Source organism: Wolbachia endosymbiont of Ctenocephalides felis wCfeT (assembly GCF_012277295.1).
Classification (GTDB): domain Bacteria; phylum Pseudomonadota; class Alphaproteobacteria; order Rickettsiales; family Anaplasmataceae; genus Wolbachia.
Genome location: NZ_CP051156.1, coordinates 733,336 through 759,045, shown reverse-complemented (window position 1 = coordinate 759,045; position 25,710 = coordinate 733,336). Strand labels below are relative to the sequence as shown.

17 protein-coding genes, 1 tRNA gene and 3 pseudogenes are annotated in these 25,710 nt (G+C 35.3%); 8 read left to right on the top strand and 13 right to left on the bottom strand.

Annotation, left to right across the window (positions count from 1 at the left end):
- Positions 1–58: 58 nt before the first annotated feature.
- Together HF197_RS03650 and xth are read left to right on the top strand one after the other, a co-directional pair.
- Positions 59–766 carry a uroporphyrinogen-III synthase gene (locus tag HF197_RS03650; RefSeq protein ID WP_168464311.1) on the top strand — a complete coding sequence of 236 codons (708 nt, stop codon included), beginning with the start codon at positions 59–61 and terminating at the stop codon, positions 764–766.
- Entirely contained in the window at positions 766–1,548 is a 783-nt protein-coding gene (xth, locus tag HF197_RS03645) for an exodeoxyribonuclease III (RefSeq protein ID WP_168464310.1), read from the top strand. Before HF197_RS03650 ends, xth begins: the two co-directional genes overlap by 1 nt.
- Before the next feature lie 53 nt (positions 1,549–1,601).
- On the opposite strand, the gene HF197_RS03640 is transcribed toward xth, so the two are convergent.
- The 4 genes and pseudogenes from HF197_RS03640 to HF197_RS03625 all read right to left on the bottom strand — a co-directional run bounded on the left by HF197_RS03640 (position 1,602) and on the right by HF197_RS03625 (position 6,079).
- Positions 1,602–1,751 (bottom strand): hypothetical protein, encoded by a 150-nt coding sequence (locus tag HF197_RS03640; RefSeq protein WP_168464309.1) that lies wholly within the window; start codon positions 1,749–1,751, stop codon positions 1,602–1,604.
- Positions 1,697–3,057 (bottom strand): annotated as a pseudogene (tnpC, locus tag HF197_RS03635) (IS66 family transposase). Before tnpC (HF197_RS03635) ends, HF197_RS03640 begins: the two are co-directional and overlap by 55 nt.
- Before the next feature lie 56 nt (positions 3,058–3,113).
- A complete protein-coding gene (locus HF197_RS03630; RefSeq protein ID WP_168464308.1) occupies positions 3,114–5,819 on the bottom strand; it encodes a leucine-rich repeat domain-containing protein in 2,706 nt (901 codons plus the stop codon).
- Between the two features lie 169 nt (positions 5,820–5,988).
- Positions 5,989–6,079: transfer RNA gene (locus HF197_RS03625), tRNA-Ser, on the bottom strand.
- 130 nt (positions 6,080–6,209) lie between these two features.
- On the opposite strand from HF197_RS03625, the gene acnA reads away from it, so the two are divergent.
- Positions 6,210–8,813, top strand: coding sequence for an aconitate hydratase AcnA (gene acnA, locus HF197_RS03620; protein WP_168464307.1), 2,604 nt, complete (start codon positions 6,210–6,212; stop codon positions 8,811–8,813).
- Positions 8,814–8,815: 2 nt separating this feature from the next.
- Positions 8,816–9,019, top strand: coding sequence for a double zinc ribbon domain-containing protein (locus tag HF197_RS07465; protein ID WP_246168417.1), 204 nt, complete (start codon positions 8,816–8,818; stop codon positions 9,017–9,019).
- On the opposite strand, the gene HF197_RS07550 is transcribed toward HF197_RS07465, so the two are convergent.
- The 4 genes and pseudogenes from HF197_RS07550 to HF197_RS03600 all read right to left on the bottom strand — a co-directional run bounded on the left by HF197_RS07550 (position 8,999) and on the right by HF197_RS03600 (position 13,317).
- Entirely contained in the window at positions 8,999–9,133 is a 135-nt protein-coding gene (locus tag HF197_RS07550; protein ID WP_256359329.1) for a hypothetical protein, read from the bottom strand. The two genes, HF197_RS07465 and HF197_RS07550, sit on opposite strands and share 21 nt — an antisense overlap.
- Positions 9,079–10,439: pseudogene (gene tnpC / locus HF197_RS03610) on the bottom strand (IS66 family transposase). Before tnpC (HF197_RS03610) ends, HF197_RS07550 begins: the two are co-directional and overlap by 55 nt.
- A 101-nt stretch (positions 10,440–10,540) precedes the next feature.
- A complete protein-coding gene (locus tag HF197_RS03605; RefSeq protein WP_168464306.1) occupies positions 10,541–11,950 on the bottom strand; it encodes an ankyrin repeat domain-containing protein in 1,410 nt (469 codons plus the stop codon).
- A 104-nt stretch (positions 11,951–12,054) separates the two neighbouring features.
- Positions 12,055–13,317 carry an MFS transporter gene (locus tag HF197_RS03600; protein ID WP_168464305.1) on the bottom strand — a complete coding sequence of 421 codons (1,263 nt, stop codon included), beginning with the start codon at positions 13,315–13,317 and terminating at the stop codon, positions 12,055–12,057.
- Between the two features lie 218 nt (positions 13,318–13,535).
- On the opposite strand from HF197_RS03600, the gene bcp reads away from it, so the two are divergent.
- Complete coding sequence (gene bcp, locus HF197_RS03595; protein WP_168464304.1) at positions 13,536–14,006, top strand: thioredoxin-dependent thiol peroxidase; 471 nt, start codon at positions 13,536–13,538, stop codon at positions 14,004–14,006.
- Between the two features lie 47 nt (positions 14,007–14,053).
- On the opposite strand, the pseudogene tnpC (HF197_RS03590) reads toward bcp, so the two are convergent.
- Both tnpC (HF197_RS03590) and HF197_RS07460 read right to left on the bottom strand, forming a co-directional pair.
- Positions 14,054–15,402 (bottom strand): annotated as a pseudogene (gene tnpC / locus HF197_RS03590) (IS66 family transposase).
- A 133-nt stretch (positions 15,403–15,535) separates the two neighbouring features.
- Positions 15,536–16,648, bottom strand: a complete 1,113-nt coding sequence (locus HF197_RS07460) for a hypothetical protein (RefSeq protein WP_246168606.1) — start codon at positions 16,646–16,648, stop codon at positions 15,536–15,538.
- Positions 16,649–16,806: 158 nt separating this feature from the next.
- On the opposite strand from HF197_RS07460, the gene der reads away from it, so the two are divergent.
- Positions 16,807–18,132 (top strand): ribosome biogenesis GTPase Der, encoded by a 1,326-nt coding sequence (der, locus tag HF197_RS03580; RefSeq protein ID WP_168464885.1) that lies wholly within the window; start codon positions 16,807–16,809, stop codon positions 18,130–18,132.
- A gap of 261 nt (positions 18,133–18,393) precedes the next feature.
- On the opposite strand, the gene HF197_RS03575 is transcribed toward der, so the two are convergent.
- From HF197_RS03575 to HF197_RS03565, 3 genes are all read right to left on the bottom strand, one after another.
- Positions 18,394–18,879, bottom strand: coding sequence for a hypothetical protein (locus HF197_RS03575; protein ID WP_168464303.1), 486 nt, complete (start codon positions 18,877–18,879; stop codon positions 18,394–18,396).
- Between the two features lie 88 nt (positions 18,880–18,967).
- Complete coding sequence (gene gyrA / locus HF197_RS03570; protein WP_168464302.1) at positions 18,968–21,658, bottom strand: DNA gyrase subunit A; 2,691 nt, start codon at positions 21,656–21,658, stop codon at positions 18,968–18,970.
- Positions 21,659–21,781: 123 nt separating this feature from the next.
- Positions 21,782–24,616, bottom strand: coding sequence for an ankyrin repeat domain-containing protein (locus HF197_RS03565; RefSeq protein WP_168464301.1), 2,835 nt, complete (start codon positions 24,614–24,616; stop codon positions 21,782–21,784).
- A gap of 220 nt (positions 24,617–24,836) precedes the next feature.
- Here HF197_RS03565 and rpsL point away from each other — a divergent pair, with 220 nt between their 5' ends.
- Together rpsL and rpsG are read left to right on the top strand one after the other, a co-directional pair.
- The gene (gene rpsL, locus HF197_RS03560) at positions 24,837–25,211 is read left to right on the top strand and encodes a 30S ribosomal protein S12 (RefSeq protein ID WP_168464300.1); all 375 of its coding nucleotides are present in this window, start codon (positions 24,837–24,839) and stop codon (positions 25,209–25,211) included.
- A gap of 6 nt (positions 25,212–25,217) precedes the next feature.
- The gene (gene rpsG, locus HF197_RS03555; protein WP_168464299.1) at positions 25,218–25,697 is read left to right on the top strand and encodes a 30S ribosomal protein S7; all 480 of its coding nucleotides are present in this window, start codon (positions 25,218–25,220) and stop codon (positions 25,695–25,697) included.
- Positions 25,698–25,710: the final 13 nt, after the last annotated feature.

Here is a 25,710-nt window from a genome sequence, read left to right as displayed (position 1 = left end):
TTTTATTCAGTAATTTATTTATAGAGGGTATTATCTTACCAGTATTAAAGTGATCTGTATGAAGTCCATTCTATTAACAAGGCCTCTATCAGATTCACTTAACACTAGGAATATACTTAAAAAATATGGGTATAAAGTTTGTATAGAACCACTATTTACCGTAAAGTATTTGCAGCCAGACATATCTGGATATGATTTTGATGTGGTGATATCCACAAGTAAAAACAGTGTGAAAGCCTTGAGCCAGATATGCAGGGTGGGTGACCTATCAATAATTACGGTCGGTAGTTCAACTATGCAAACAGCAAAAGAGGTAGGATTTTCTGATATAATATCAGCAGACAGCAATGTTGATGGGTTGATATCATTTATAAAGGCCCACTACGCATACACAATAAAGTTCTTATATATCAGGGGACAAGAAGTATCGTGTGATCTAAAAAGGAGGTTATCCGAAGAAAATTTTGATATAAAAGAAGTTATACTATACAAGACAATTATCAAAAAAAGTTTTACAAATAGGTGCAAAAACCTCCTGCTTAATGGAAAAATTGATAGCGTTGCTTTTTTTTCTTCAAGGACAGCAAGGGTATTCTGCTCCCTGATTCTAAAAAGCGGATTGTCCGGTGTAATAGGTAATATGACTGCATACACCATGAGTAAGAATATCGCTGACAATTTAAAATCGCTTAAGTGGAAAAAGATTGTAACAGCAAGACTGCCTACCCAAGATAATTTGATTGATATGATCAATAAGGATTATTGATGCTGAAAATTGCAACTTGGAACGTAAATTCTATACGTAAAAGAGTTAACCAACTTTGTAATTTTATGGTTAATGATCAAATAGATATAATGCTATTACAGGAAACAAAATGCACGGAAGAGCAATTCCCATTTGAAGAAATAGAAAAGCTTAGATACGAATGTGCTGTTTATGGACAAGTTGCGAGGAATGGTGTTTGTGTTCTATCAAAATATCCGATACTGGAAAAGTTCAATATTGAGATTGTAGAGGGTCATCAAGAAGCACGCTACATAGAATGCGTAATAAAATATAATAACGAAAATGTTAGAGTAATAAGTGTATATGTTCCCAATGGCCAAAGTCCTGACTCTCATATGTTTGAGTATAAGTTAAAATTTTTCGATAATCTTCATGAAAGAATAAGTAATTTGTTAAAAAATGAAGAATTAATTATCATAGCCGGTGATTATAATGTCGCACCTAATGAAATTGACGTTTTTGATGCAAATTTGCTGAATGGCCAAGTATGTTTTCATATCAAAGAGCGTGAGAAATCAAAAGCAATTTTGAATCTTGGGTTTAAAGATGCATTCAGAATGTCTCATCCAAATTTACGACAATTCACTTGGTGGAATTACCAAGGTAATTCATTAAGAAGCAATCAAGGAATGCGAATAGATTACATGCTACTATCGCCGCAAGCTATCGACAAGCTAGAAACGTGCTACATTGATGATAGATTGCGTAAGCTAGAAAACCCATCTGATCATACACCTGTTGTGTGTGTAATAGATATTTGATGCGATACCAAGTGATTTACATCAGTTATATCGTATCCATTCAGGGGTATGGCTTAAGAAGCAATAGCCAGTAGGTTTTGAAAAGGATTTAACTTCTTTTGCCTCCAAGTCAAGTACAATGAAATTAGTATCCATTCAGGTGTATGGCTTAAGAAGCAATAGCCAGTAGGTTTTGAAAAGGATTTAACTTCTTTTGCCTCCAAGTCAAGTACAATGAAATTATCCTCTCAAGAAACATATTTCCCCGTTTCGATTGTGTAAAATATGAAACTTTTCGGTAAACAACGTAATGCCGAATCTGTCGCTCAGCATAGTTGTTTGTCAGTGGAATATTTTCTGGATCGTCCAAAAATTTCCACATCATCAGATCCGATTTCATGATATTTTTTGCTACTCGAGACGCTCCAATTGCCTCGGGTAAATTTGATATATTCTTTAAGTAATATCTTGTTCGCTTGCGTAATTTTCTTGCTCTTCTTATGAACCTTAATGTGTCTATTTCATCCTTTAACAGAGCTTTTTTCAATGCAAATAATTCAGTAGCAACATTCCTTAAATAATACCCCAAAACTTTCACTTCGCTATTCCAACTATGAGACAACCTTTCAAAATCTCTTGCTAAATGTGCCCAACAGACCTGCCTTTTCTTGCTGGAAAAGTAGTTGTAAGCTGCATATCTGTTGGTCACTACTAGGTTGTTATTCTTTCCAAATTTACTATTTTCCAGGACTTTCATCCCTCTTGACTCTGTCAATTTGATCACACTTCCTATTTTGCTCGCAAACATCCAGCACCAGCCCTGTTTACCTTTGTTGTAATGGCTAGTTTCATCGATATGTAAAATTTTGCTCTTGCTTACCTCTTCCTCAATTTGCTCATATGCTTCTTGGCATTTTTCTGCCACTCTAGCCTCGCTATTTGATACACTACCGACGCTGATATCCAGGTTGAAAATGTCCTTTATAATATTTGCCACTTCTTTTTTCGAATTCTTGTAAAATCCACTTAATGCTGCAATTACTGACTTAACTCTTGGACCAAATGTGTCCGCAGTTACTCCTTCTTGTAGCTTGCTACTTTTTCTTTTTCCACATCTTTTGCAACGTCCATGCTCTAGTTGATATTCAACTACATACGGCTTGATTTCCGGCAAATCGACCTTTTGATGAGTATACGGATCTTTTGATACCGCAATTTCTCCTCCGCACTCACACGTATTGGGCAGTTCTATTTTTACCATCTCATCTGCCTCCATTTTAGGGCGGTAACTGCCTTTATGTCCAACCTGTGCTCCTACTTTCCTGTCACTTTTTGGCTTATTTTCCCTCATCTTATATAATTCTTTGGAGCTTGGTATAGATGAATTTTTTGAACTTAAGCCAAGCCTTTCTTTTAACTCAGCGTTTTCGATCCTTAGCGCTTTATTTTCTGCTTTAAGCTCTTCTATTTTTGTTTCTAACTTTTCTATAGTCTGCTTAAACTTTCGCAAAATTCTAAAAGATCAACCATATTACCTCACAGCCACTCTAGTTTACCTTTTTAGCATTCCTTGTCTACTCTTTATTTTACCGCCCGGCTGAATGGATACTGATAATCTCATATTCATTTAACTTTGGTATATCTCTACTGTACTCAGACAAGTGTTTCTTGATGTTGTCTTTACTACATAATTTATTAATCTCTGCTAAAATTTTTTGATATTCAAGCGTAATCTCTTCTGGCTTTTCCACGTCTACCATGGCTATCGCGAAATCCCATAAAGCTAACTTTAACTCTGGATTATTTTCAGCATACTGAATTAATTTTTTAGCTAAGTCCCTTACAAATTCTCTAATATTATTTCCAGTAATGATACTTTTTTCTTCTTTTTCGTAGTACTTATCCACTAACTTTGAATCAATCTCCTCTACACTGTTGATAATATTAGAAACTGGATCGCAACTACTTCTTAATCCATCATACGCTGTTGCTGCCATATATATTCGCTTTGTGAGAATAAATTTTTTATTTTCCTTCCATACTTCCTTTAATTCCCAGCCACTAATTTTCTTAAATAGTGTATCTAGTTGACTATCATCAGTTAAAAATTTACAAAATTCTGTCCCATTTGGTATTTCCTTTATTCTTTCTTTATCTATACCTTGCTGTTTTACCATCTCATGTAATTTCTCTTTTGCAAGTTCTAGATTCTGATCAACAAGAGTAACAAGTAAATCTCTCTTGTCGTTAGCTGAGATAGATGAAAATAACTTATTGATATGTGAATTAATATAACTTATAGACTCAGGTATATTAACTTTTTTACCATCTGTGCATTTAAGCTTATATACGCCATTTAAATATCTCGTTTCTAACTCTTCTTTAGCTCTATTAACAATGGTAGTAATAAAGCTCTCATCGTTTCTAAAGATATCTATTGCATGTTTTATCGCGCGTTCTTTATCTTCTTCAGAGACACCCCTATTTATCATTGCGCTTAGCACATTCTTTATTGTGCTTTCCTTTTCTTCTTCAGTAATATCGTGATCTGCAATAATGCTGAGTACATTTCGAAAAATCTCTTGTTTTTCTTCTTCTGCTTCAGTATAAGTACTACGCATAATGGCTTTCAGCACCATTTCTATAACCTCTTCTTTATCTATCTTGGAAATGCTGAGCAATTTTAATATCTTTGAATCTTGTGTGAGTAGAGCCTGTACAGACGCCATATAATCATTTGTCAGATGCTCTAATCTGCTTCTCCTTTCGTCTTCCGTTAATTGCTTTGATCTGTCTTCGCTTTCTTCCATGGATTTTGCTAGCTCTTCAACAAAAAAGTTTGTTGCTTCAACTACTTCTTTTTTATGAATGGACTGCGTGTCTCGTACAAAATTTTCCAATCGGGCACCTTCTTCCACCTCTAGTTCTCTTATCGGCACCAAACCATGCTCGAATAGAAACTTCTGCATTTCATCTGAATCATTATAGAAATGGTATAGTGAGTGTCCACCTGTGTCTCTTGAATTAATTAAAAAAGGGTACTTACCAGGGTTTTGTAGAATACATTTGATATCCTGCTCACTATTATTATCCTGAGCCATTTTAAAAACTAAACCTTTTACAGTCTTTTCATCTAACTTACCAAATTTACCATCGTTGTAAGATTTTACTAAGGCATTTAAAAAATTAGAATAATGTCTATCAACTCTAATTTCTATGTGATTGAGGCACTGTAACTGGGCTAGAGCTTCTAAGTACTTAAATACAATATTGTCCGGGCGTGAACACAGCGGATCTAAGTCCAGTAAAATAAGATTTATGAGCTTCACTGCTAACGCTTCTATACCCTTAGCTTCAATTTCGTTTCCACCTAACCTTAGTTTAACAAGTTTTGAAAGATTACCATTACCTAGCGCCTCTGCACCTTTAGCTGTAATTCCAGTATTAAATAAAGCCAGTTCAGTAAGTTTTGAAAGACTACTGAGTGCCTCTGCACCTTCATCTCCGAGTTTATTATCTCCCAAATTCAGTTTAACAAGATTTGAAAGTTTAGCTATTGGCTTTACACCTTTGGCTGTAATTCCAGTCTGAAATAAATCTAGTTCAGTAAGTTTTGAAAGACTACTGAGTGCCTCTGCACCTTCATCTTCAATTCTGTTCCAACTCAAATTCAGTACAGTAAGATTTAAAAGTTTAGCTATTGGCTTTACACCTTTAGCTGTAATTCCAGTATTAAATAAAGCTAGTTCAGTAAGTTTTGAAAGACTACTGAGTGCCTCTACACCTTCATCTTTGATGTCGTTTCTACTTAAATATAATTTAGTAAGATTTGAAAGTTTAGCTATTGGCTTTACACCTTTAGCTGTAATTTTGTTAAAACTCAAATCCAGTTCAGTAAGTTTTGAAAGGCTACCATTATCTAGTGCCTCTTCCAAATCTTCATCGCCGATTTCGTTTCCTCCTAAATCTAATTTAGTAAGATTTGGAAGTTTATTAGCTATTACTTTTAGACCTTCACCTCTAATCTTATTGCCAGGTAAAATTAGTTTAGTAATCTTTGGAAGTTTATCAGCTGGAACTGAAAATAATTCTTTAATATCATCGTCATCAAGTTTGCAAGACTGCAAGTTGAGCTCTTTAATATTATGTTTAGTACCGTGTTTACTTAAAAATTTTGCTAATGCCTTTATATCCAACTTGTTACAACTGTGAGGTATTATGAAAACATCACCTAGAATACAGCTATTGAAATATCTATCCATATCATCATTAGGATTTATCTCAGTATTCATTTCACTTCTCCATTAAAAATATTGTTACCAGTATAAATATTTTATCTAATATTTTAACTTTTGTCAATCTTTATGTCGTATGTGTATTAGGTAAAAAGTGGGCTAGTATAGATGGTTTTGAGTTATGCTAAAATCGCCATGAAAGTATAGAAAAGATCTAGAAAAAATGTGGCGGAAAAGGGGGGATTCGAACCCCCGACACATTTTCAATGTGTGCACGCCTTCCAAGCGTGTGCTTTAGACCACTCAGCCACTTTTCCAAATTACTTAAAAATTATATAACTGAGTGGTCTTTATTGCAATTGCTAGCTTGACACTAGAATTTGCTTTGCTTATCATTTCGTTGTATTTTACCGCTTATACAAAACTTTCAGTTAAGTCAAATTTAGGATGAGCAATTCTTTAAACGCAAAGACGACTTTAAATATAAATGGAAAATCATATGACTATTTTAGCCTTAGTGCTGCTGGTGATTTCTTAGGAATAGATGTAACTAAATTACCCTGCTCGCTAAAGGTTTTGCTTGAAAATTTGCTGCGCAATGAAGATGAAATAAACGTCAAGCTAGATGATATAAAAATATTAGCAAATTGTGTAAGGAAACACACCAATCATGAAATTAGTTATAAACCAGCGAGAGTATTAATGCAGGATTTTACAGGAGTTCCCGCTGTTGTTGATCTTGCTTCTATGCGTGATTATGTCAAAAAGAATGGCGGTGATCCAAGTAGCATCAATCCATCTGTGCCGGTTGATCTTGTGATTGACCATTCTGTGCAAGTTGATAGTTATGGAAACGCTTCTGCATTTGAGGAAAATGTAGATCTGGAAGTAAAAAGAAATTTGGAGAGATATCAGTTTTTAAAATGGGGAGAATCGTCCTTTACAAGCTTTAGGGTAGTGCCACCTGGCACAGGTATTTGCCATCAAGTGAATCTTGAGTATTTAGCACAAGTTGTATGTAACAAGGACGGGGTGGTATATCCTGACACTGTAGTTGGTACAGACAGCCATACTACGATGATTAATGGTTTATCAGTTCTTGGTTGGGGAGTGGGTGGCATAGAAGCAGAATCCGTGATGCTTGGACAGCCAATTAGCATGGTAATTCCGGAAGTGGTAGGGTTTAAGTTAACTGGTAGACTGCAGGAAGGAGTAACTGCAACTGATTCAGTGCTCACAGTCACAAATATATTAAGAACGAAAGGTGTAGTGGGAAAATTTGTAGAATTTTATGGTGATGGATTGGATTATTTATCTTTAGCAGATAGGGCAACTGTTGCTAACATGGCCCCTGAGTATGGTGCAACTTGTGGATTCTTTCCAATTGATCAGAAAACACTAGATTATTTGGATTTAACTGGAAGGCCGGCAGAGCTAATCAAATTGGTTGAAGTTTATTCTAAAGAACAGGGATTGTGGCGTGGTAACGATGAATTGGAATTTTTTGATAAATTAGAACTTGATCTATCGAGTGTTGAGCCAGTAATGGCTGGTCCAAAAAGACCGCAAGATAAGGTTTTGCTTTCACAAGTTGCAGAATCTTTTTCAACCTCATTTCCAGTCAGCGAATCAAATAATGATGAAGGTAATAAGCTCCAAGATGGTAGCGCAGTGATTACGGCAATTACAAGCTGCACCAACACTTCAAATCCAAGTGTAATGATAGCTGCAGGACTTGTTGCGCGTAATGCAATGAAACTTGGTTTAAAGTCAAAACCTTGGGTTAAAACTTCTCTTGCGCCAGGATCAAAAGTTGTAACAGAATACTTAGAAAAGTCAGGATTACAGAAAGATCTAAATGCTTTAGGGTTTAATTTAGTTGGGTATGGCTGCACTACGTGCATTGGTAACTCTGGTCCTCTGAATGAGGAAATAGAAGATGAAATTAAGGATAAGAATTTAACTGTTGCTGCAGTTTTATCCGGCAATCGTAATTTTGAAGGCAGGATTCATCCTTTAGCTAAAGCTAATTATTTAGCATCTCCACCGTTGGTTGTTGTGTATGCACTTGCTGGTACTGCGCGAATTGATCTAACAAAGGACCCAATATGTAAGGACAAAAAAGGAAATGATGTTTATCTAAAAGACATATGGCCGACCAATAATGAAATCGAAGATTGCGTCAAAAGTGTAGTAACACGCGAAATGTTCATACAAAAATACAAGGACGTCTTTTCTGGTGATGAGCATTGGCAAAAGATAAAGTGCAAAAAGAGTAAAATCTATAGTTGGAATGCAAAGAGTACTTACATACAAAACCCTCCTTACTTTGATAACTTGTCAAGTAGTAGAAATAGTGCTGTTGATATAGATGGTGCGCATATACTAGCAATATTTGGTGATAGTGTAACCACTGATCACATTTCTCCTGCTGGAAATATTGCTTCAAACAGTCCTGCAGGTTTGTATTTAAAAAAGCTAAAAATTGAACCACGGGATTTTAATTCATATGGATCTCGCCGTGGTAATCATAATGTGATGATGCGTGGAACCTTTGCTAATATCAGAATAAGGAATGAAATGGTGGGTATAGAAGGTGGCTATACAAAGCACATTCCTTCCCAGGAAATCATGTCAATTTTCGATGCAGCAATGCGCTATAAGGAAAACAATACTCCTCTTGTTGTTGTTGCAGGCAAAGAATATGGTACAGGATCAAGCAGAGACTGGGCAGCAAAGGGTACTTTATTGCTTGGGGTTAAAGCTATTATTGCTGAAAGTTTTGAGCGTATACACAGATCCAATCTAGTTGGTATGGGCGTTCTTCCGCTTATGTTTCAGGATGGGGCTACTAGAAGCTTGTTTAATGGAAGTGGGACAATAAATATAAAAGGTGAGATAGTGCCAAATGGAAGCTTAGAATGCATTATCAAGAGGGATGATGGTTCAAAGAACGTAATTCAGCTTAAATGTTGTATACAGACTGCAACTGAGGTTAAATATTTCATGGATGGCGGAGTTCTGAGTTATATACTTAAGAAATCTTGCTAGCTATGAGTTTACTCAAAAAGGCTATAGATGTTATCTTTCCAAATGTATGCATAAGTTGTGAATGCATTATCGAGCGAAGTTATGATTTATGTAGTAAATGCCATGAAAAAATCAATTTTTTAACTAAGCATTACTGTAATGTTTGCGGTGCAGTAATTACAGATGTATCCATTCAGGTGTATGGCTTAAGAAGCAATAGCCAGTAGGTTTTGAAAAGGATTTAACTTCTTTTGCCTCCAAGTCAGTATCCATTCAGGTGTATGGCTTAAGAAGCAATAGCCAGTAGGTTTTGAAAAGGATTTAACTTCTTTTGCCTCCAAGTCAAGTACAATGAAATTATCCTCTCAAGAAACATATTTCCCCGTTTCGATTGTGTAAAATATGAAACTTTTCGGTAAACAACGTAATGCCGAATCTGTCGCTCAGCATAGTTGTTTGTCAGTGGAATATTTTCTGGATCGTCCAAAAATTTCCACATCATCAGATCCGATTTCATGATATTTTTTGCTACTCGAGACGCTCCAATTGCCTCGGGTAAATTTGATATATTCTTTAAGTAATATCTCGTTCGCTTGCGTAATTTTCTTGCTCTTCTTATGAACCTTAATGTGTCTATTTCATCCTTTAACAGAGCTTTTTTCAATGCAAATAATTCAGTAGCAACATTCCTTAAATAATACCCCAAAACTTTCACTTCGCTATTCCAACTATGAGACAACCTTTCAAAATCTCTTGCTAAATGTGCCCAACAGACCTGCCTTTTCTTGCTGGAAAAGTAGTTGTAAGCTGCATATCTGTCGGTCACTACTAGGTTGTTATTCTTTCCAAATTTACTATTTTCCAGGACTTTCATCCCTCTTGACTCTGTCAATTTGATCACACTTCCTATTTTGCTCGCAAACATCCAGCACCAGCCCTGTTTACCTTTGTTGTAATGGCTAGTTTCATCGATATGTAAAATTTTGCTCTTGCTTACCTCTTCCTCAATTTGCTCATATGCTTCTTGGCATTTTTCTGCCACTCTAGCCTCGCTATTTGATACACTACCGACGCTGATATCCAGGTTGAAAATGTCCTTTATAATATTTGCCACTTCTTTTTTCGAATTCTTGTAAAATCCACTTAATGCTGTAATTACTGACTTAACTCTTGGACCAAATGTGTCCGCAGTTACTCCTTCTTGTAGCTTGCTACTTTTTCTTTTTCCACATCTTTTGCAACGTCCATGCTCTAGTTGATATTCAACTACATACGGCTTGATTTCCGGCAAATCGACCTTTTGATGAGTATACGGATCTTTTGATACCGCAATTTCTCCTCCGCACTCACACGTATTGGGCAGTTCTATTTTTACCATCTCATCTGCCTCCATTTTAGGGCGGTAACTGCCTTTATGTCCAACCTGTGCTCCTACTTTCCTGTCACTTTTTGGCTTATTTTCCCTCATCTTATATAATTCTTTGGAGCTTGGTATAGATGAATTTTTTGAACTTAAGCCAAGCCTTTCTTTTAACTCAGCGTTTTCGATCCTTAGCGCTTTATTTTCTGCTTTAAGCTCTTCTATTTTTGTTTCTAACTTTTCTATAGTCTGCTTAAACTTTCGCAAAATTCTAAAAGATCAACCATATTACCTCACAGCCACTCTAGTTTACCTTTTTAGCATTCCTTGTCTACTCTTTATTTTACCGCCCGGCTGAATGGATACGTAACTCCCAGTTCTTTTTACTTTAGCTATGCAACAAAGCCATTCTATTCCCGCATGAATCAATACTTTTACCCACAAGGATATCTATAATCTTTTCATTATTTTCAACTTCGTTGTCGTACTCTGGGTCATGTTTGCTGTATCTAGTTGTTTCTTCGTTATCAGTATGTTCATGCTGAGCAGCATAGTGCAATGCAGTATTACCACCTTCATCTTCATTGAGAATATTTGCTCTATTACTGAGAAGAAGCTTTACAATTGCAGATGATCCAAATTTAGAAGCTATCAACAAGGGTGTAGCTCCATCCTTATTCTTAATATTAATATCTAATTTCTCGCCCAAAACATTAATAAAGGCTTCTATATTGCGCTGATCATTTTTTTGACTAGCACGGTGTAATGGCGTATCACCATATTGATTTATGAGCTTATAACTGGCTCCATGTTGTAATAGCAATTCTATTATGCTGCTATGCCTAGACTCACAAGCGATGTAATGTAAAAGTGTATTACCTCGATTATCTTGAGCATTAGGATCAGTTCTTCCACTCTCAAGAAATACCTGTGCACTTGTTTCACTCTCAGTGCTAGCAACACCATGTAATGGAGTCTGCCCATCGTTATTTTTGCTATTTGGATCAGTATTTGCATCTAAAAGCACCTTAATACTTTCACGACCTCTTGCACAGTGTAATGGAGTATCTCCTGACTTATCTCGTATATCATCTACACTAGCACCAGCATCTAAGAGAGCAGTTATGCTTTCTGGACAATTATATTCAGCAGCATAGTGTAATGGAGTTTTTCCTTCATCATCTTGGATATTTGGATCCGCCCCTGCACTTAATAAAATCCTTGCTACTTCAGGATAATGATTTGCAACATCATGCAATATTGTGCTTCCATCTTCTCTTTTTTGGTTAAGAACACATTTTAAATCCTCGCTATTTTTATCACTTAAAAATTTCTGGAGATACACAGTATCAGAAGTTCTTTTAAATATGTTGTCAATATATTTATAATTGAGATCTTTAGGTGGACATTCCTGCAAATATGGAATTTTTGACACTCCTTGCTTACTTAAAAGCTCCTTAAAACCAACTTCTGAGAATGCACCCGGCCGATCAGCATATTTTTCAAACTTTTTGATATCATCGACCGTATATTTACTTAAAAATTCACATAACTTCCTACCTCTGGCAACCGTAGATAATTTCTTACCTTTGACAATCTCAAATGGATGCAAGTCCGGCTCAATCTGTGAAGTGGTCTGAAACCAAGAATTAAGATAGCCCAAAATGCTATTTAATTTCTTACGTATTTCTTCTTGCTCAACTGTCAATTGTATGTTTGATTCTATGCTTTTCTGGTTAGTTCGTTCAGTTGTTAATTTTTCATTTACTCTAGTAGCCTCAGCCATTTTACCCTCCAACCTATACTACATAATAAATTATGTTCTCATGCTTATAAATTTTCCATTAATTATACTTACCATAATATAACTATTATGGTAAGTAACTATTAGAAGAAAAAAATTTACCAGTCAATCTTTTTATCTTGTGTTTTAATTTGCAATATTGATATTAGGCTAACCAATGCACAGGCGGCAAGGTAAACACCTGCTGCAAGCTTCGTTTCAGTTTTTTCGATAAGAAACATGCATATAGAAGGAGAAAGGCCACCAAACACTCCTGCAGATATGTTGTGCGCTAGGCTGAGACCAGTGCACCTAACCTTTGTCGGAAACAATTCACAGGCAATAGAACTGTATACACCAAAAGATGCAGCTACCGGTATGCTCATCAACAAATAGGTAGATATAACAATATAGTGGTTATCATAGGATAACAACGACAGCACTGGTAAGCTACCACAAGCTAATATTATCAATATAGGAACCGTAACATTTTTTCTACCAATTTTGTCTGATAAAACCGCAAATAACACTGCAGATAATCCAAATGTAATTTCACTGATAACCCTCACTAGATTTTTGATATCAATACCCGATAATGTAAACTCTTTTACAGATATATTGTAAAACATGATCATTGAATAAACTATTGCATTTTGAGCAATGCCAAGCCCAATTGCGATCATAAATGCTCTTTTGTAATTCTTTATTAACTCTAAAAATGGCGAGTGAGATAAGTTTTTTATGCGTTTATTCTTATCATATGCCAAGCTTTCTTCCATTATATATCTAGTTAAAAAACCAATAATACCCATAACGAAACAAAAATAAAAAAGTAATCTCCAGCCCCAGATTTCATAACTCTCACCCATCAAACTCTTGCAAATAGCTATCATAATAAAACATGATATCGACCCAAGAGCACCACTAAAAGGTTTCATACTACCTAAAAATCCTAAATTTTTCTTATCTTTTGAGTGTTCTATTAAAAATGCTGTATTAATACTGCTTTCTCCTCCTATTGCCATTCCTTGAACTATTCTACACAACAAAAGCAATATAGGAGAAAGCATTCCGATCTCTTTGTAGCCTGGTATCAGGGCAATAGCAGTAGATGATATCGAAACTATTAAGACAGAAGTAAGTAAAGTTTTCCTTCTACCATATTTATCCCCTATATAGCCAAAAATCAATGCACCAAATGGCCTAAATACAAATCCAATTGCAAAACTACCAAGAAATTTCAATGTACTTAAGTAACCATCATCTGACGGAAAAAAAGTGTCACTTATTATGTGAGTTAAAACTCCAAAAAGAGTTATTTCATACCACACGATCATGTTGCAGATTAAACTTGATAGTATTGCTTTTTGAATGTCATTCATGATTTTTTAATTTGCCATAATTGATCGTACTATCATTTGATGTATTTGTCTATTATATACACTTATAGCTGTACGAACATTAAAAACCTCACACTTTAACAACTGCTGTAAACAGTATGTTCTTTTAAAAAACTTAGCTGTTTTATTATTGTGAAAAATGCTATCAGAAATCAGCAAATTTGTTATTCTAATGTAAAGAATAATTAACGGAGCAAGATATGGAATTAGTAATTGGAGACAACGCACCTGATTTTAATCTGCCAACAGATTCTGGTAGCAATTTATCATTACGTGAGTTTTTAGATAAAAAAAATGTAGTTATTTATTTTTACCCTAAAGATGACACTCCAGGTTGTACTATGGAAGCAAAGGATTTTAAAGATAATATAGATAATTTTTCTTCCCTTGATACTGTAATAATTGGTGTGTCAAAGGATAGTGTTAAGTGTCATGCAAATTTCAAAGCAAAATATGATCTGCCATTTTATTTAGTTTCAGACGAAAATGCCGAAATGTTAGAAAAATATGGCGTTTGGGCAGAAAAAAGCATGTTTGGTAAGAAGTATATGGGCATAGAGCGCACCACATTTCTCATAGATAAAAAAGGCAAAATATCAGAAATCTGGAAGAACGTGAAAGTGAGTGGGCATGTTAATCAAGTTATAGAACAGGTAAGAAATATACAGTAATTATCTTCACAATGGCTTATACACAAGTATCCATTCAGGTGTATGGCTTAAGAAGCAATAGCCAGTAGGTTTTGAAAAGGATTTAACTTCTTTTGCCTCCAAGTCAAGTACAATGAAATTATCCTCTCAAGAAACATATTTCCCCGTTTCGATTGTGTAAAATATGAAACTTTTCGGTAAACAACGTAATGCCGAATCTGTCGCTCAGCATAGTTGTTTGTCAGTGGAATATTTTCTGGATCGTCCAAAAATTTCCACATCATCAGATCCGATTTCATGATATTTTTTGCTACTCGAGACGCTCCAATTGCCTCGGGTAAATTTGATATATTCTTTAAGTAATATCTCGTTCGCTTGCGTAATTTTCTTGCTCTTCTTATGAACCTTAATGTGTCTATTTCATCCTTTAACAGAGCTTTTTTCAATGCAAATAATTCAGTAGCAACATTCCTTAAATAATACCCCAAAACTTTCACTTCGCTATTCCAACTATGAGACAACCTTTCAAAATCTCTTGCTAAATGTGCCCAACAGACCTGCCTTTTCTTGCTGGAAAAGTAGTTGTAAGCTGCATATCTGTCGGTCACTACTAGGTTGTTATTCTTTCCAAATTTACTATTTTCCAGGACTTTCATCCCTCTTGACTCTGTCAATTTGATCACACTTCCTATTTTGCTCGCAAACATCCAGCACCAGCCCTGTTTACCTTTGTTGTAATGGCTAGTTTCATCGATATGTAAAATTTTGCTCTTGCTTACCTCTTCCTCAATTTGCTCATATGCTTCTTGGCATTTTTCTGCCACTCTAGCCTCGCTATTTGATACACTACCGACGCTGATATCCAGGTTGAAAATGTCCTTTATAATATTTGCCACTTCTTTTTTCGAATTCTTGTAAAATCCACTTAATGCTGTAATTACTGACTTAACTCTTGGACCAAATGTGTCCGCAGTTACTCCTTCTTGTAGCTTGCTACTTTTTCTTTTTCCACATCTTTTGCAACGTCCATGCTCTAGTTAATATTCAACTACATACGGCTTGATTTCCGGCAAATCGACCTTTTGATGAGTATACGGATCTTTTGATACCGCAATTTCTCCTCCGCACTCACACGTATTGGGCAGTTCTATTTTTACCATCTCATCTGCCTCCATTTTAGGGCGGTAACTGCCTTTATGTCCAACCTGTGCTCCTACTTTCCTGTCACTTTTTGGCTTATTTTCCCTCATCTTATATAATTCTTTGGAGCTTGGTATAGATGAATTTTTTGAACTTAAGCCAAGCCTTTCTTTTAACTCAGCGTTTTCGATCCTTTCTGCTTTAAGCTCTTCTATTTTTGTTTCTAACTTTTCTATAGTCTGCTTAAACTTTCGCAAAATTCTAAAAGATCAACCATATTACCTCACAGCCACTCTAGTTTACCTTTTTAGCATTCCTTGTCTACTCTTTATTTTACCGCCCGGCTGAATGGATACGATAGATATACATACACTACTGCCATATGTAGTAGTGTATGTTTACAACAAAGCTTAAAGACCTTGAGTGTGACCACAATGAGTGCATTTGTATGCCCTAACTTCTTCTAGAACGCTAAATGGTTCACTTTGTTTTCCACTTTTTTCATCAACAAAACTTTTAGCTCGACCAATAATTCTTTCTATACGCGGTTGGTCCTTTAAAGCTTCATAATGCTTTAGGAAAATTTCACAATTCTTATCGTCCATGCTAACCATTATTGTACCAAAATTTAACGCATTATTTTCAGGCTCATGAGCTTTTTTAGAGAATAAAGCCATCTCAAGCTTTTCATCACCCACTTTAAAAGTCATCAGTACCCTACCTTTCATGTCATGGTACTGCCCATTACGCAACCGAATTACATTATCTCCTTCGCCTATACGTAGTGCACCATACTCTAAATCCTTAAATTCTGGAGAATTCATAAATTTTGCAGGAGTTACAATACTGTCCTCTGGGCATTTCACACAATAAAATGCATTATCTCTTTCTACTACAATTCCTTCTTTTTTGTCATTTTCAATACTGTTCTGCACAGCTTTTTCTAGACCCAATAAATAGCTGTCACGTTTTCCCTTTACAGACTGATCTATTGGTATGTTGTTACCACATGAATCTAAGACCTCTTTACTAACATACGTGCCTGTTGAAATTAGGTTAGTTACTTCAGAGCAAAGAAGCTCCAACTTATCGCTTTTATCTTTTTCAAGATTTAAATTTTGTTTTTTTATTAAATCTACATTCTTTATTAGTTTTTCTATCAATGATATTTCTTTTACTGCTCGTTTTTTCCCCTCATCAGATAGCATGCCATGCACCAATCCATACGGCATGCTAAACATGATTTTGTCCTTATGCGCAAGGCTCACAGCTTCTAACAACTCATCCAGCATTTTTCCTACAGTCTGAGCGTCAGAAAGCACCTTATACTTTTTTTCTATTTCCGTTATTTTATCTAATATCTTTTTCCGCTTTTCTCTCTCAATCTGCTTATATTGAACCATGCTCAATGTAAAGTGACTCGTCTCCTCCGGACGTTCTATGTTCTCGTATGAACGCTTTTGCGGTTTTTGTTCTTCTAATTTTTTTGGACTTATATTTGTTACTTGCTCTTGTGCCAGCATAACTACCCCTCTCATTGTACATAATAAAATTTAAGGTAGAATATTCTAAATTTAGAATATTTTATCTTAGGTTTAGAATATTGATGTGGTTTACAAAGTCAATAGTTAAATTCAAAAATTTCGACTATAATTTGATTTGTACAATATACCCTCAAATTATGCTCAAAATCGCCATTGTTGGCTTACCAAACGCTGGTAAATCAACACTATTCAACAGACTTGTGGGAAGAAAAGCGGCAGTGGTAAGTAACATTCCAGGAGTAACAAGGGATAGGCGAGAAGGAATGGGAAGAATAAGCGATTTGGAATTTAAAGTTATAGATACAGGAGGATGGAATGATCAGACCAATTTTTCACTACAAGTTATTGAGCAGATAGAATTTTCCCTACTTAATGCTGATGTGATTTTCTTCCTTGTTGATGCAAAAGTGCAAAATGAACAGAATAAAGAATTTGCAAAATGGCTAAAGAAAAAAACAAATAAACCTGTAATATTAATAGCAAATAAATGCGAAAGTCATAGATCTGAGGATGTTGATTATTTAAAATTTTTCAATTTCATAGGTCCAGTGTATATCTCCGCTGAGCACAATCTTGGCATGATTGATCTTTATGATGCACTAGCTAGTATTGATAAAAATTTTAACGAATATGCTGAACAAATAAGTAATGAATCTGGCAAATTACGTGTTGCTATAATCGGTCGTCCAAATGTTGGAAAATCAACTTTTTTAAATAGCTTGCTTGCAGAAAATAGACTCATAGCAAGCTCAGAGCCCGGCACCACACGCGATTCTGTAGATATCTCATATACTCACAACGGAAAATTAATTACTCTAATTGATACCGCAGGAATTAGAAAAAAAGCAAACATTACCAATGATTTAGAATCACAATTTGTTGAAAAGAGTATGGAATCAATAAAGCGTTCCCACGTCGTAGTGTTGATGTTGGATTCTCTGCTTGGCATTGAGCAGCAGGATTTATCAATCGCTGAAGCTGCAATCAAAGGAGGAAAGGGAATTATTGTTGTTTTAAACAAATGGGATTTAATAAATAAAGATGACAGAAGCAAGCTAATCAAATTCGTAAAACAGCAGGAAATAACGAGATTATTTTTGGAAGTGCCAACTATAACAATTTCTGCATTGCAAGGCATGCGCTGCGATGATGTGATAGGTAAGTGTCTTGAAATAAATGAATCACTGAACAGGAAAATCAACACTGCAAAGTTGAATAATTGGCTCAGTAATGCTACAGACCATCACCCTCACCCACTTGTAAAAGGCAGAGCTGTGAAAATGAAATACATCGCTCAAATTGGTGCTAAACCACCGGCTTTTTCTTTGGTATGCAATGTACCAGAAAATGTTGATGAAAGCTATAAACGTTACTTAATTAATGACCTTAGAAAAAATTTCTTTGCCGAAGGTGTGCCTGTCAGACTACTTTTGAAAAAAAATAAAAATCCGTATGTGAAATAGACAAATGTATGATTTTAAAGGTCCAGTAGGTGTGATTCCAGTGCGTAAGTTTATTTTTTTAGCCACACAAAAATTTTCTTTGACATTTCTTTTATGCCATTGTAATCATAATGGTAGCTAAATTTAAATAAATTATGAAAAGGAGTTTAAAAAATACTGGAAGGCAGTTGGAAGAATTTAACGAAGAGATTGAAAATATATCTGCTACTGTATCCATTCAGGTGTATGGCTTCTTAAGCCATACACCTGAATGGATACCATTTATTTGCTTGACAGTTCATTCACTCCTGCTTGCAAGGGCACGGAAATTTTATTTTCACCCACTACAGTATTAGGAGTTTTCATTTCCCTGCTATTGTATACACCAGCTATTACTGCTCCCAGGACTAATATAGCTCCTACCGTATATAAAACTGGAGCAGGAAAGTCAAACATTTCACTTAGTTTAAGAGTTTCTTCTTTTGTACTATTTGCCACCCCATTCAGGATAACAGAAATAGACAGTATTAGAGCATCTAATACTATGGAGGTAGCTCCAACCCCACATGCTATTACTATTGCCTGCTCCTTTTGCATCTCTTTTATTACAGCATTATTGCCCTTTCCTGAAGCCAAATTAAACATCTTTGAATCATTAAAAAGCTTTCTAAGAGCATCTTGTTTCCTGTGAGAGTCCAAAATATCATGAGCAGCTTTTGCATTTCTAAAAAAAATAGCTTTCCTTAGTTCATCAAATTCTTTTGTCATATAATCATCTCACTAATAAATTATTTATTTATTATAACATGTTGTTAAAAATAATTCAAACGTAAAGCTTGTTGGAAACACACTCTCTTTAGCTTAATTCATCAGGAGTGCCTTCTTCAGTAGAGTCAGGATCTTCGATTTTTGCAACCGACACTACTTTTTCATTTTTTTCTGTTTTAAATAAAGTTACCCCTTGAGTACTACGCCCTGCAATGCGTATGTCATTAACCGAAATTCGAATTAATTTTCCTTTATCTGTAATGAGCATGATGTTGTCGCCTTTTTCAACCGGAAAGCTAGCAATCACATTGCCATTTCTATTAGTAGTTAAAATATTAGTAATACCAACACCACCTCTGTTGGTTATTCTATACTCATATGCGGAAGTTCTTTTACCAAAACCATTTTCCGTAATAGTTAATATAAATTCCTCATTCACTGCTAATTTCAGGAATAAATTATTATCCATTTGCAGAGAATCTAAAACTTTTTCTAGTTTTACGTCTACAATTTTACTGCTTGCTGTTTCTAATCTCGTTGGAAGTTTTACTTCAAGATAACGATTCTTCACTTCTGTCTCTACACCGATACCATTTAGTATGGTCATAGATATTACACTATCATCATTCGCCAGTTTAATGCCTCTTACACCATCTGAATTGCGACTCTTGAATTGACGTACATCACTTACAATAAATCTGATACTTTTACCAAATCTTGTTGCAAGTAAAATATGATCTATTTCACTACACACTTTGACCGATATTAACTTATCTCCTTCGTCAAGCTTAATGGCTATTTTTCCATTGCTTGGAATATAATGAAAGTCAGCTAAAGAATTACGCCTTACGTTTCCATGGGCAGTAGAAAAAACTATGTTTTGACTGTCATCGTTTTCGCTTGGCAATGGCATAATGTTAGTTATAGTTTCACCTTCAATAAGAGGGAAGATATTAACCAATGCTCTTCCACGCGCAGTTGGCTCTGCAAGCGGTAATTTATAAACTTTTAATCTATAAACTCGGCCAATGTTGGAAAAGAATAAAAGACTGGTATGAGTATTGCCAACAAATAATTTTGTAATAACATCCTCTTCCTTTAGCCCTTGACCTAGCTTACCTTTTCCACCACGACGCTGAGTTCTGTAGTGCGAAAGTTTCACACGCTTGATATAACCATTCATAGTTACAGTTATTACCATGTCCTCTTGAGGAATTAGGTCTTCAGCTTCAATATCCGTATCTGACTCTTCTATTGCTGTTTTTCGCGGCACGGCAAATCTGTTCTTTATTTCTTGTAAATTGTTTTTTATCTCTTTCATTAATTTTTCTTTTGAGCCAAGGAAAGCTATATACTCCTTGATCAAATCGATCATCGATTTTAACTCAGCTTCTAATTTATCTTTTTCAAGACCGGTCAAGCGTTGTAATTTCATATCAAGGATTGCTTTTGTTTGTAGCTCTGTTAGCCTGTACACCCCATCTTTTAAGAAGCTTGTAGTGTCTGAAATGAGTTCAATGATAGTATTTATCTCATCTGAAGTTTTCCACTCTTTATTTAAAAGCCCTCTGCTTGCTTCTGCTGGATCTTTTGCACCACGAACGATTTTGATTACTTCATCTATGCTAAGCACTGCAATGTAAAGCCCTATATATACGTGAGCTTTTTCTCTTGTTTTTCTTAGGCGGAATTCTGTTCTTCTAATCAATACTTCTTTTCTGAAATCAATAAATGCAGCTATGATTTCTTGCAATGACATCAAAGCAGGTCTGTTGTTGTTGAGTACTAAAGTGTTAACACTGAAACTGCTCTTTAAAGGGGTGAGCCCCAATATTTGGTTCAATATAAAATCTGCTGGAGCATTTTTCCGAATATCAATCACTACTCTGATACCAGACTTATCAGATTCATCTCTAATTTCTGTAATACCGTCAATTCTCTTATCTTTTACAAGCTTACCGATTTTCTCGATCAATTTTACCTTGTTTACCTGATAAGGTATTTCATCAATCACTATTGCTTGTCTATCTTGCGGCAAATCCTCTATGTGTGTTTTACCTTGTATAACGATAGATCCTCGGCCTGTGGTAAATGCTGATCTTATTCCAGACTTACCAAGAATTACTCCACCAGTTGGAAAATCTGGCCCTGGAATTACTTCAAGTAATTCATCTAAGGTAACTTCAGGATTATCTATATATAACATACAAGCATCAATTATCTCCCCAAGGTTGTGAGAAGGAATATTAGTTGCCATACCAACTGCAACACCGCTTGCACCATTAACAAGCAAATTTGGAAATTCTGCAGGAAGTACAGCAGGCTCAGACTCATGTCCATCGTAATTTGGTCTGAAATCAACCGTATCCTCATCAATATCGTTTAATAAAAAGTGTGATACTCTCTGCAATCTTGCTTCTGTGTACCTCATTGAAGCTGGAGGATCACCATCGATCGAACCAAAGTTACCTTGTCCATCAATAAGAGGTAAAAGAAGGGAAAAATCTTGTGCCATCCTGACCAATGAGTCGTAAATCGCTGCATCACCATGTGGATGATATTTCCCCATTACGTCCCCAACTATACGAGCTGCTTTTTTATACGGTTTACCTGCATCATATCCAGCCCTTGACATCGCATATAATATGCGCCTATGGACAGGCTTGAACCCATCTCGCACATCAGGTATAGCACGACTGATGATTACGCTCATTGCATAAGAAAGATAGGAATCTTCCAGCTCTTTTACTATTGAGATTGGTATTACGTTATCTTGCATTTTCTATAATTTTGGATAAAAGCAATTATAATATTAACATTCAGTTAAGCAGATGGTCAATGAGAAATTACAAGTTCTTAACTTCTTAAGCCATTCATAAAATAGTTAAAGATCAAGCATATTTTAGACACCGACAATAACTGGGCCATTATGCTGGGCAATATCAGTATTAAATAGCCTGCTACCTGTAATATCAGGGCAACCATTTTTAATATATGTCAATGTATTGCTTAGTAACGCTTTTGCAGCTAACTCGTCATCGGACTTTGGATCAATGCAGTAATCTATTAATTTACGTATGGATTGTTCATCTCCATATACAATTTGCTCTTGAAACCCTGTGATTAAACCTGCTCTTTCTCTTAAGTATGTAGTAAGCCTTACTGTCTGCTCACTATTAAGCTTACCTATTAAGTAGTCTAGCTCGTTTGAAATCTTAGCACGCTCAATTTCTTCTTCACTATAGCAGTTTAATAAATCATTTATAGCTGCTGCTACATTGTTAATGTTATTTGTAAGTTCTGCACCCAAGATTCTAGATATTGATTCTCGCGCTGAAGGTGTATAAACCTCATCAATTGCCTCTTTCACGAGGACTAAAACATAAACTATAAATTTCCTCTCTTCTTCTGACTCTGATAGATTCTTTAAGGCATCAGCTAGAGCTGGCACAATAACATTTTGCATAAGATCTTGATTTCTTATCAAATTAGGTACTGTAGTTCTCAATATCTCACTCCATTGTGTATCTTCAGGCCATCTTCTTTCTCTAATTGCAGTAAAAACTGTACTTACAAGGGTTGGATCGGTTATTGCAAGGCGAAAAGCATTAAAAAGTTCTAATGGTACGCCATGCAAAAAAAGCGATATCAAACGTGAATTAGATAAAGGAAGATTTGAGTAGATCTTTAAACAATCTTTGATTGCAGAAGACATGTACTCCAAAACACTAAGATTTCCATTATTATTATAGAATTCTAAGTTATCGAATCTTCTAACAAGACTTTGCTGTGCAATTTGACATCTTGCTTCAATGAATACACTTTTATGCTTAGTTCTTTTAACTATTTCGTTAACGTTTTCTTTTGCCTCAAGGTATAGAGCACCTGCTTCTGCCATTCTTTCCGGTATAGAGCTGAGTTCACTGAATAGATTATAAGCCGCTTCTACCATATTAGTACTTGGTCTAAGATTATTTGCAGATACGCATCTTTCTGATTTAATCTTTCTGTATACTATTACTAAAGATATAAGTGCAATTACGGTTACTACAGCAGCTATCGCTGTAATTGCCAGTGCTATACATGACATCTGTGATAATATTATAGTAGCAGCTATTCCCATACCAAGTGAAAATGCCACCACACAGCCAAGTGCTACTTTAAGATATAAACTAGTATTTTTCTTTCTACCATTATATTCAACTCTTGCTCCATTTTTTCTTAAGAAAGAAACGCCTTCTATATTGTTATTTTGGAGAGCTTTAGTCAGTAAAGATGACCCATCACTCAGAGGTTGATTAACATTTGCACCTAAATCTATGCAAGATTTAGCACTATCAAACAATTTTTCGTTGATAAAGTATTCTAATAATGTTTCTCCAGAAGGTAGTTTTAAATTTTTTACTAATTGTGCATTTTTACTATTATCACCCCTTATTATGTACATCTTAAATAAATAATCAACATCGTTAGCAGCAATACTTCCTTGAAGAGCACATTCAAAAGGTGTTAATCCATTATTGTTTTGAGCGTAGAGATCTAAGCCGCTTTCCTGCAGAAGTGCCAAAAGGCCTACTTTATTGGAAGAAAAAGCATAATGCATTGCAGTATTTTTTTCATCATCAGCAATTTTAACATCAATGCCACCGTCTATAAGGTCTTTTACATAGCATAGCTTTGCTTGCAAGATTGCATTTAGTAAAAGTGTTCTTCTGCTATTGTCTTGAACATTTATTCCTTCGTTTACACCTTTTTTAATAAGTAATACAGCATTTTCAACATTACCTTCTTCGGCTGCGGCAACTAATAGAGTTTTATCATTTTTAACAACATTTATATTGGCACCACTTTTGATCAACCAATCTACTGCTCTTGCTCTGTTATTTTTGTTCTGAATCTCTAATGCTTTAGTCAGCATATCAAAACAGTAATCATTGTCAGAAGTGAGCCTGTTTAAATCTATTTCCTCTTCCTCATTAATGTTCCTTGAGTGCAGAAATCTTTCACTGTGCTTTGCACCACGTTCTTGCAGCAGCTTGTACATCTCACTCTTTTGTTTTGCATAATCCAAAACAGTAAAACCATTACTATCTTTAGCATTTATTTCAATCTGACGAGTAAATGCAGATCGAAATGGTCGCAAATTTGCAACAGCGTTTAGTCTAGAATTGTTATATATTTGATCATTAGCATCAAGTAGTACTTTAAGTACTTTAATATTTTTACTACGAACTGCTCTATATAAAATAGTGCAACCGTTAGGGTCAATTGTATTGATTTTACTTCCCTTTTGTATAAGCAATTCTATAAGCTTTGATGAGCATTTTTTCTCGATAGCGACATCTAAGATAGTTTTACCATCTTTTGTAGCATTTACATCCAGACTACCTTGGATAAGTTGTTTAATCTTATTTTCTCTTTCAATTCTATTTTCAATTGCAAGTGCATCCTCAAAGGGCTCAAAATCAGGTTTTTTATCTTCAAGTTCTTCTTCAGACCCTTCAAGATCGTGTCCTTTCTCTTGATCCGATTGCTGTGTTGTTGCTACAGAAGGAGGAGAGATAGCATGATTTTCTCTATTTTCAATTACATGCGCATCTTCAGATTCTTCCTTTTGCTGTGTTGTTGCTGCAGAAGAAGGAGAGATGGTATGATCTTCCTTTATTTCTTGATATGTGGTGGAAACTATATTGTCATTGTGATTGATATCAACAACCTCAAAATCCGTATATGTCATAATAACCCTCAACAATATGCTATTATTATTCTATACTAGTTTTGACTATGTGTAAAGTGACATGTTATGATTTGTGTATCACGCTAACAGTAGATAGCTTATAGCAGCCAAAGTTGAATTATTAAATTATGTTTTTGAAATGTATTTTTATATTGACTATTGGGGTTTATTATTTTATAACTAAAGACTTAGTGGTTTTAATGAATTTATATTTATAAATATGCCTACAATAAATCAATTGGTACGTAAGGGTAGAGTAAAATTGACCCATAAGAAAAAGGTACCAGCTTTGGGAAAAACTAATCCTCAAAGAAGGGGTGTTTGTACTAAAGTATATACTACAACTCCTAAAAAGCCTAACTCGGCGCTTCGTAAGGTTGCTAGGGTCAGGATTAGTGGGTATGGTGAAGTAACTGCATATATACCTGGTGAAGGTCATAATCTGCAGGAGCACTCGGTTGTTTTAATACGTGGTGGAAGGGTAAAAGATTTACCAGGTGTGCGTTATCATATAATAAGAGGTGCACTTGATCTGCGTGGTGTACAAAATAGAAAAAAATCTCGTTCAAAATATGGTGTAAAAAAATCTGGTTAAAAATTTATGGCTCGTCGGAATAAAGCAAGAAAAAGAACGATCAATCCTGATTCGCGTTATGGTAGTGTTTTGCTCATGCGTTTCATTAATACAGTTATGAAATGTGGCAAGAAAGCTATCGCAGAAAAAATTATTTATGAAGCTTTGTCTTTAGCTGAAAAGAAGGCAGGTGAGGGCGCGTTGTCGGTTTTTGAAACGGCTGTGGAGAATGTTACACCTTCTATAGAGGTGCGTTCTCGTCGTATTGGCGGTGCAACTTATCAAGTTCCTGTGGAAGTACGAAAAGGCAGGGCAATTTCTTTAGCATTAAGATGGATTTCTAGAGCGGCTGCTGCTGCTCGTAAAAAAAGTGGAAAAACTTCTGCTGATTGCTTGCATTCTGAGATATTGGATGCGTATAATAAACGTGGCGGTGCGTTCAAGATGTGTGAAGAAAAATATAAGATGGCTGAGGCTAACAAAGCCTTTGCTCACCTTCGTTTTTAAGTTAGCTAATTAG

Bases quoted from the DNA above. Each gene is read 5' to 3' on its own strand.
- HF197_RS03650 (WP_168464311.1), top strand. From the start codon at position 59: ATGAAGTCCATTCTATTAACAAGGCCTCTATCAGATTCACTTAACACT.
- xth (WP_168464310.1), top strand. From the start codon at position 766: ATGCTGAAAATTGCAACTTGGAACGTAAATTCTATACGTAAAAGAGTT.
- HF197_RS03630 (WP_168464308.1), bottom strand. From the start codon at position 5,819: ATGAATACTGAGATAAATCCTAATGATGATATGGATAGATATTTCAAT.
- acnA (WP_168464307.1), top strand. From the start codon at position 6,210: ATGAGCAATTCTTTAAACGCAAAGACGACTTTAAATATAAATGGAAAA.
- HF197_RS07465 (WP_246168417.1), top strand. From the start codon at position 8,816: ATGAGTTTACTCAAAAAGGCTATAGATGTTATCTTTCCAAATGTATGC.
- HF197_RS03600 (WP_168464305.1), bottom strand. From the start codon at position 13,317: ATGAATGACATTCAAAAAGCAATACTATCAAGTTTAATCTGCAACATG.
- bcp (WP_168464304.1), top strand. From the start codon at position 13,536: ATGGAATTAGTAATTGGAGACAACGCACCTGATTTTAATCTGCCAACA.
- HF197_RS07460 (WP_246168606.1), bottom strand. From the start codon at position 16,648: ATGCTGGCACAAGAGCAAGTAACAAATATAAGTCCAAAAAAATTAGAA.
- der (WP_168464885.1), top strand. From the start codon at position 16,807: ATGCTCAAAATCGCCATTGTTGGCTTACCAAACGCTGGTAAATCAACA.
- HF197_RS03575 (WP_168464303.1), bottom strand. From the start codon at position 18,879: ATGACAAAAGAATTTGATGAACTAAGGAAAGCTATTTTTTTTAGAAAT.
- gyrA (WP_168464302.1), bottom strand. From the start codon at position 21,658: ATGCAAGATAACGTAATACCAATCTCAATAGTAAAAGAGCTGGAAGAT.
- HF197_RS03565 (WP_168464301.1), bottom strand. From the start codon at position 24,616: ATGACATATACGGATTTTGAGGTTGTTGATATCAATCACAATGACAAT.
- rpsL (WP_168464300.1), top strand. From the start codon at position 24,837: ATGCCTACAATAAATCAATTGGTACGTAAGGGTAGAGTAAAATTGACC.
- rpsG (WP_168464299.1), top strand. From the start codon at position 25,218: ATGGCTCGTCGGAATAAAGCAAGAAAAAGAACGATCAATCCTGATTCG.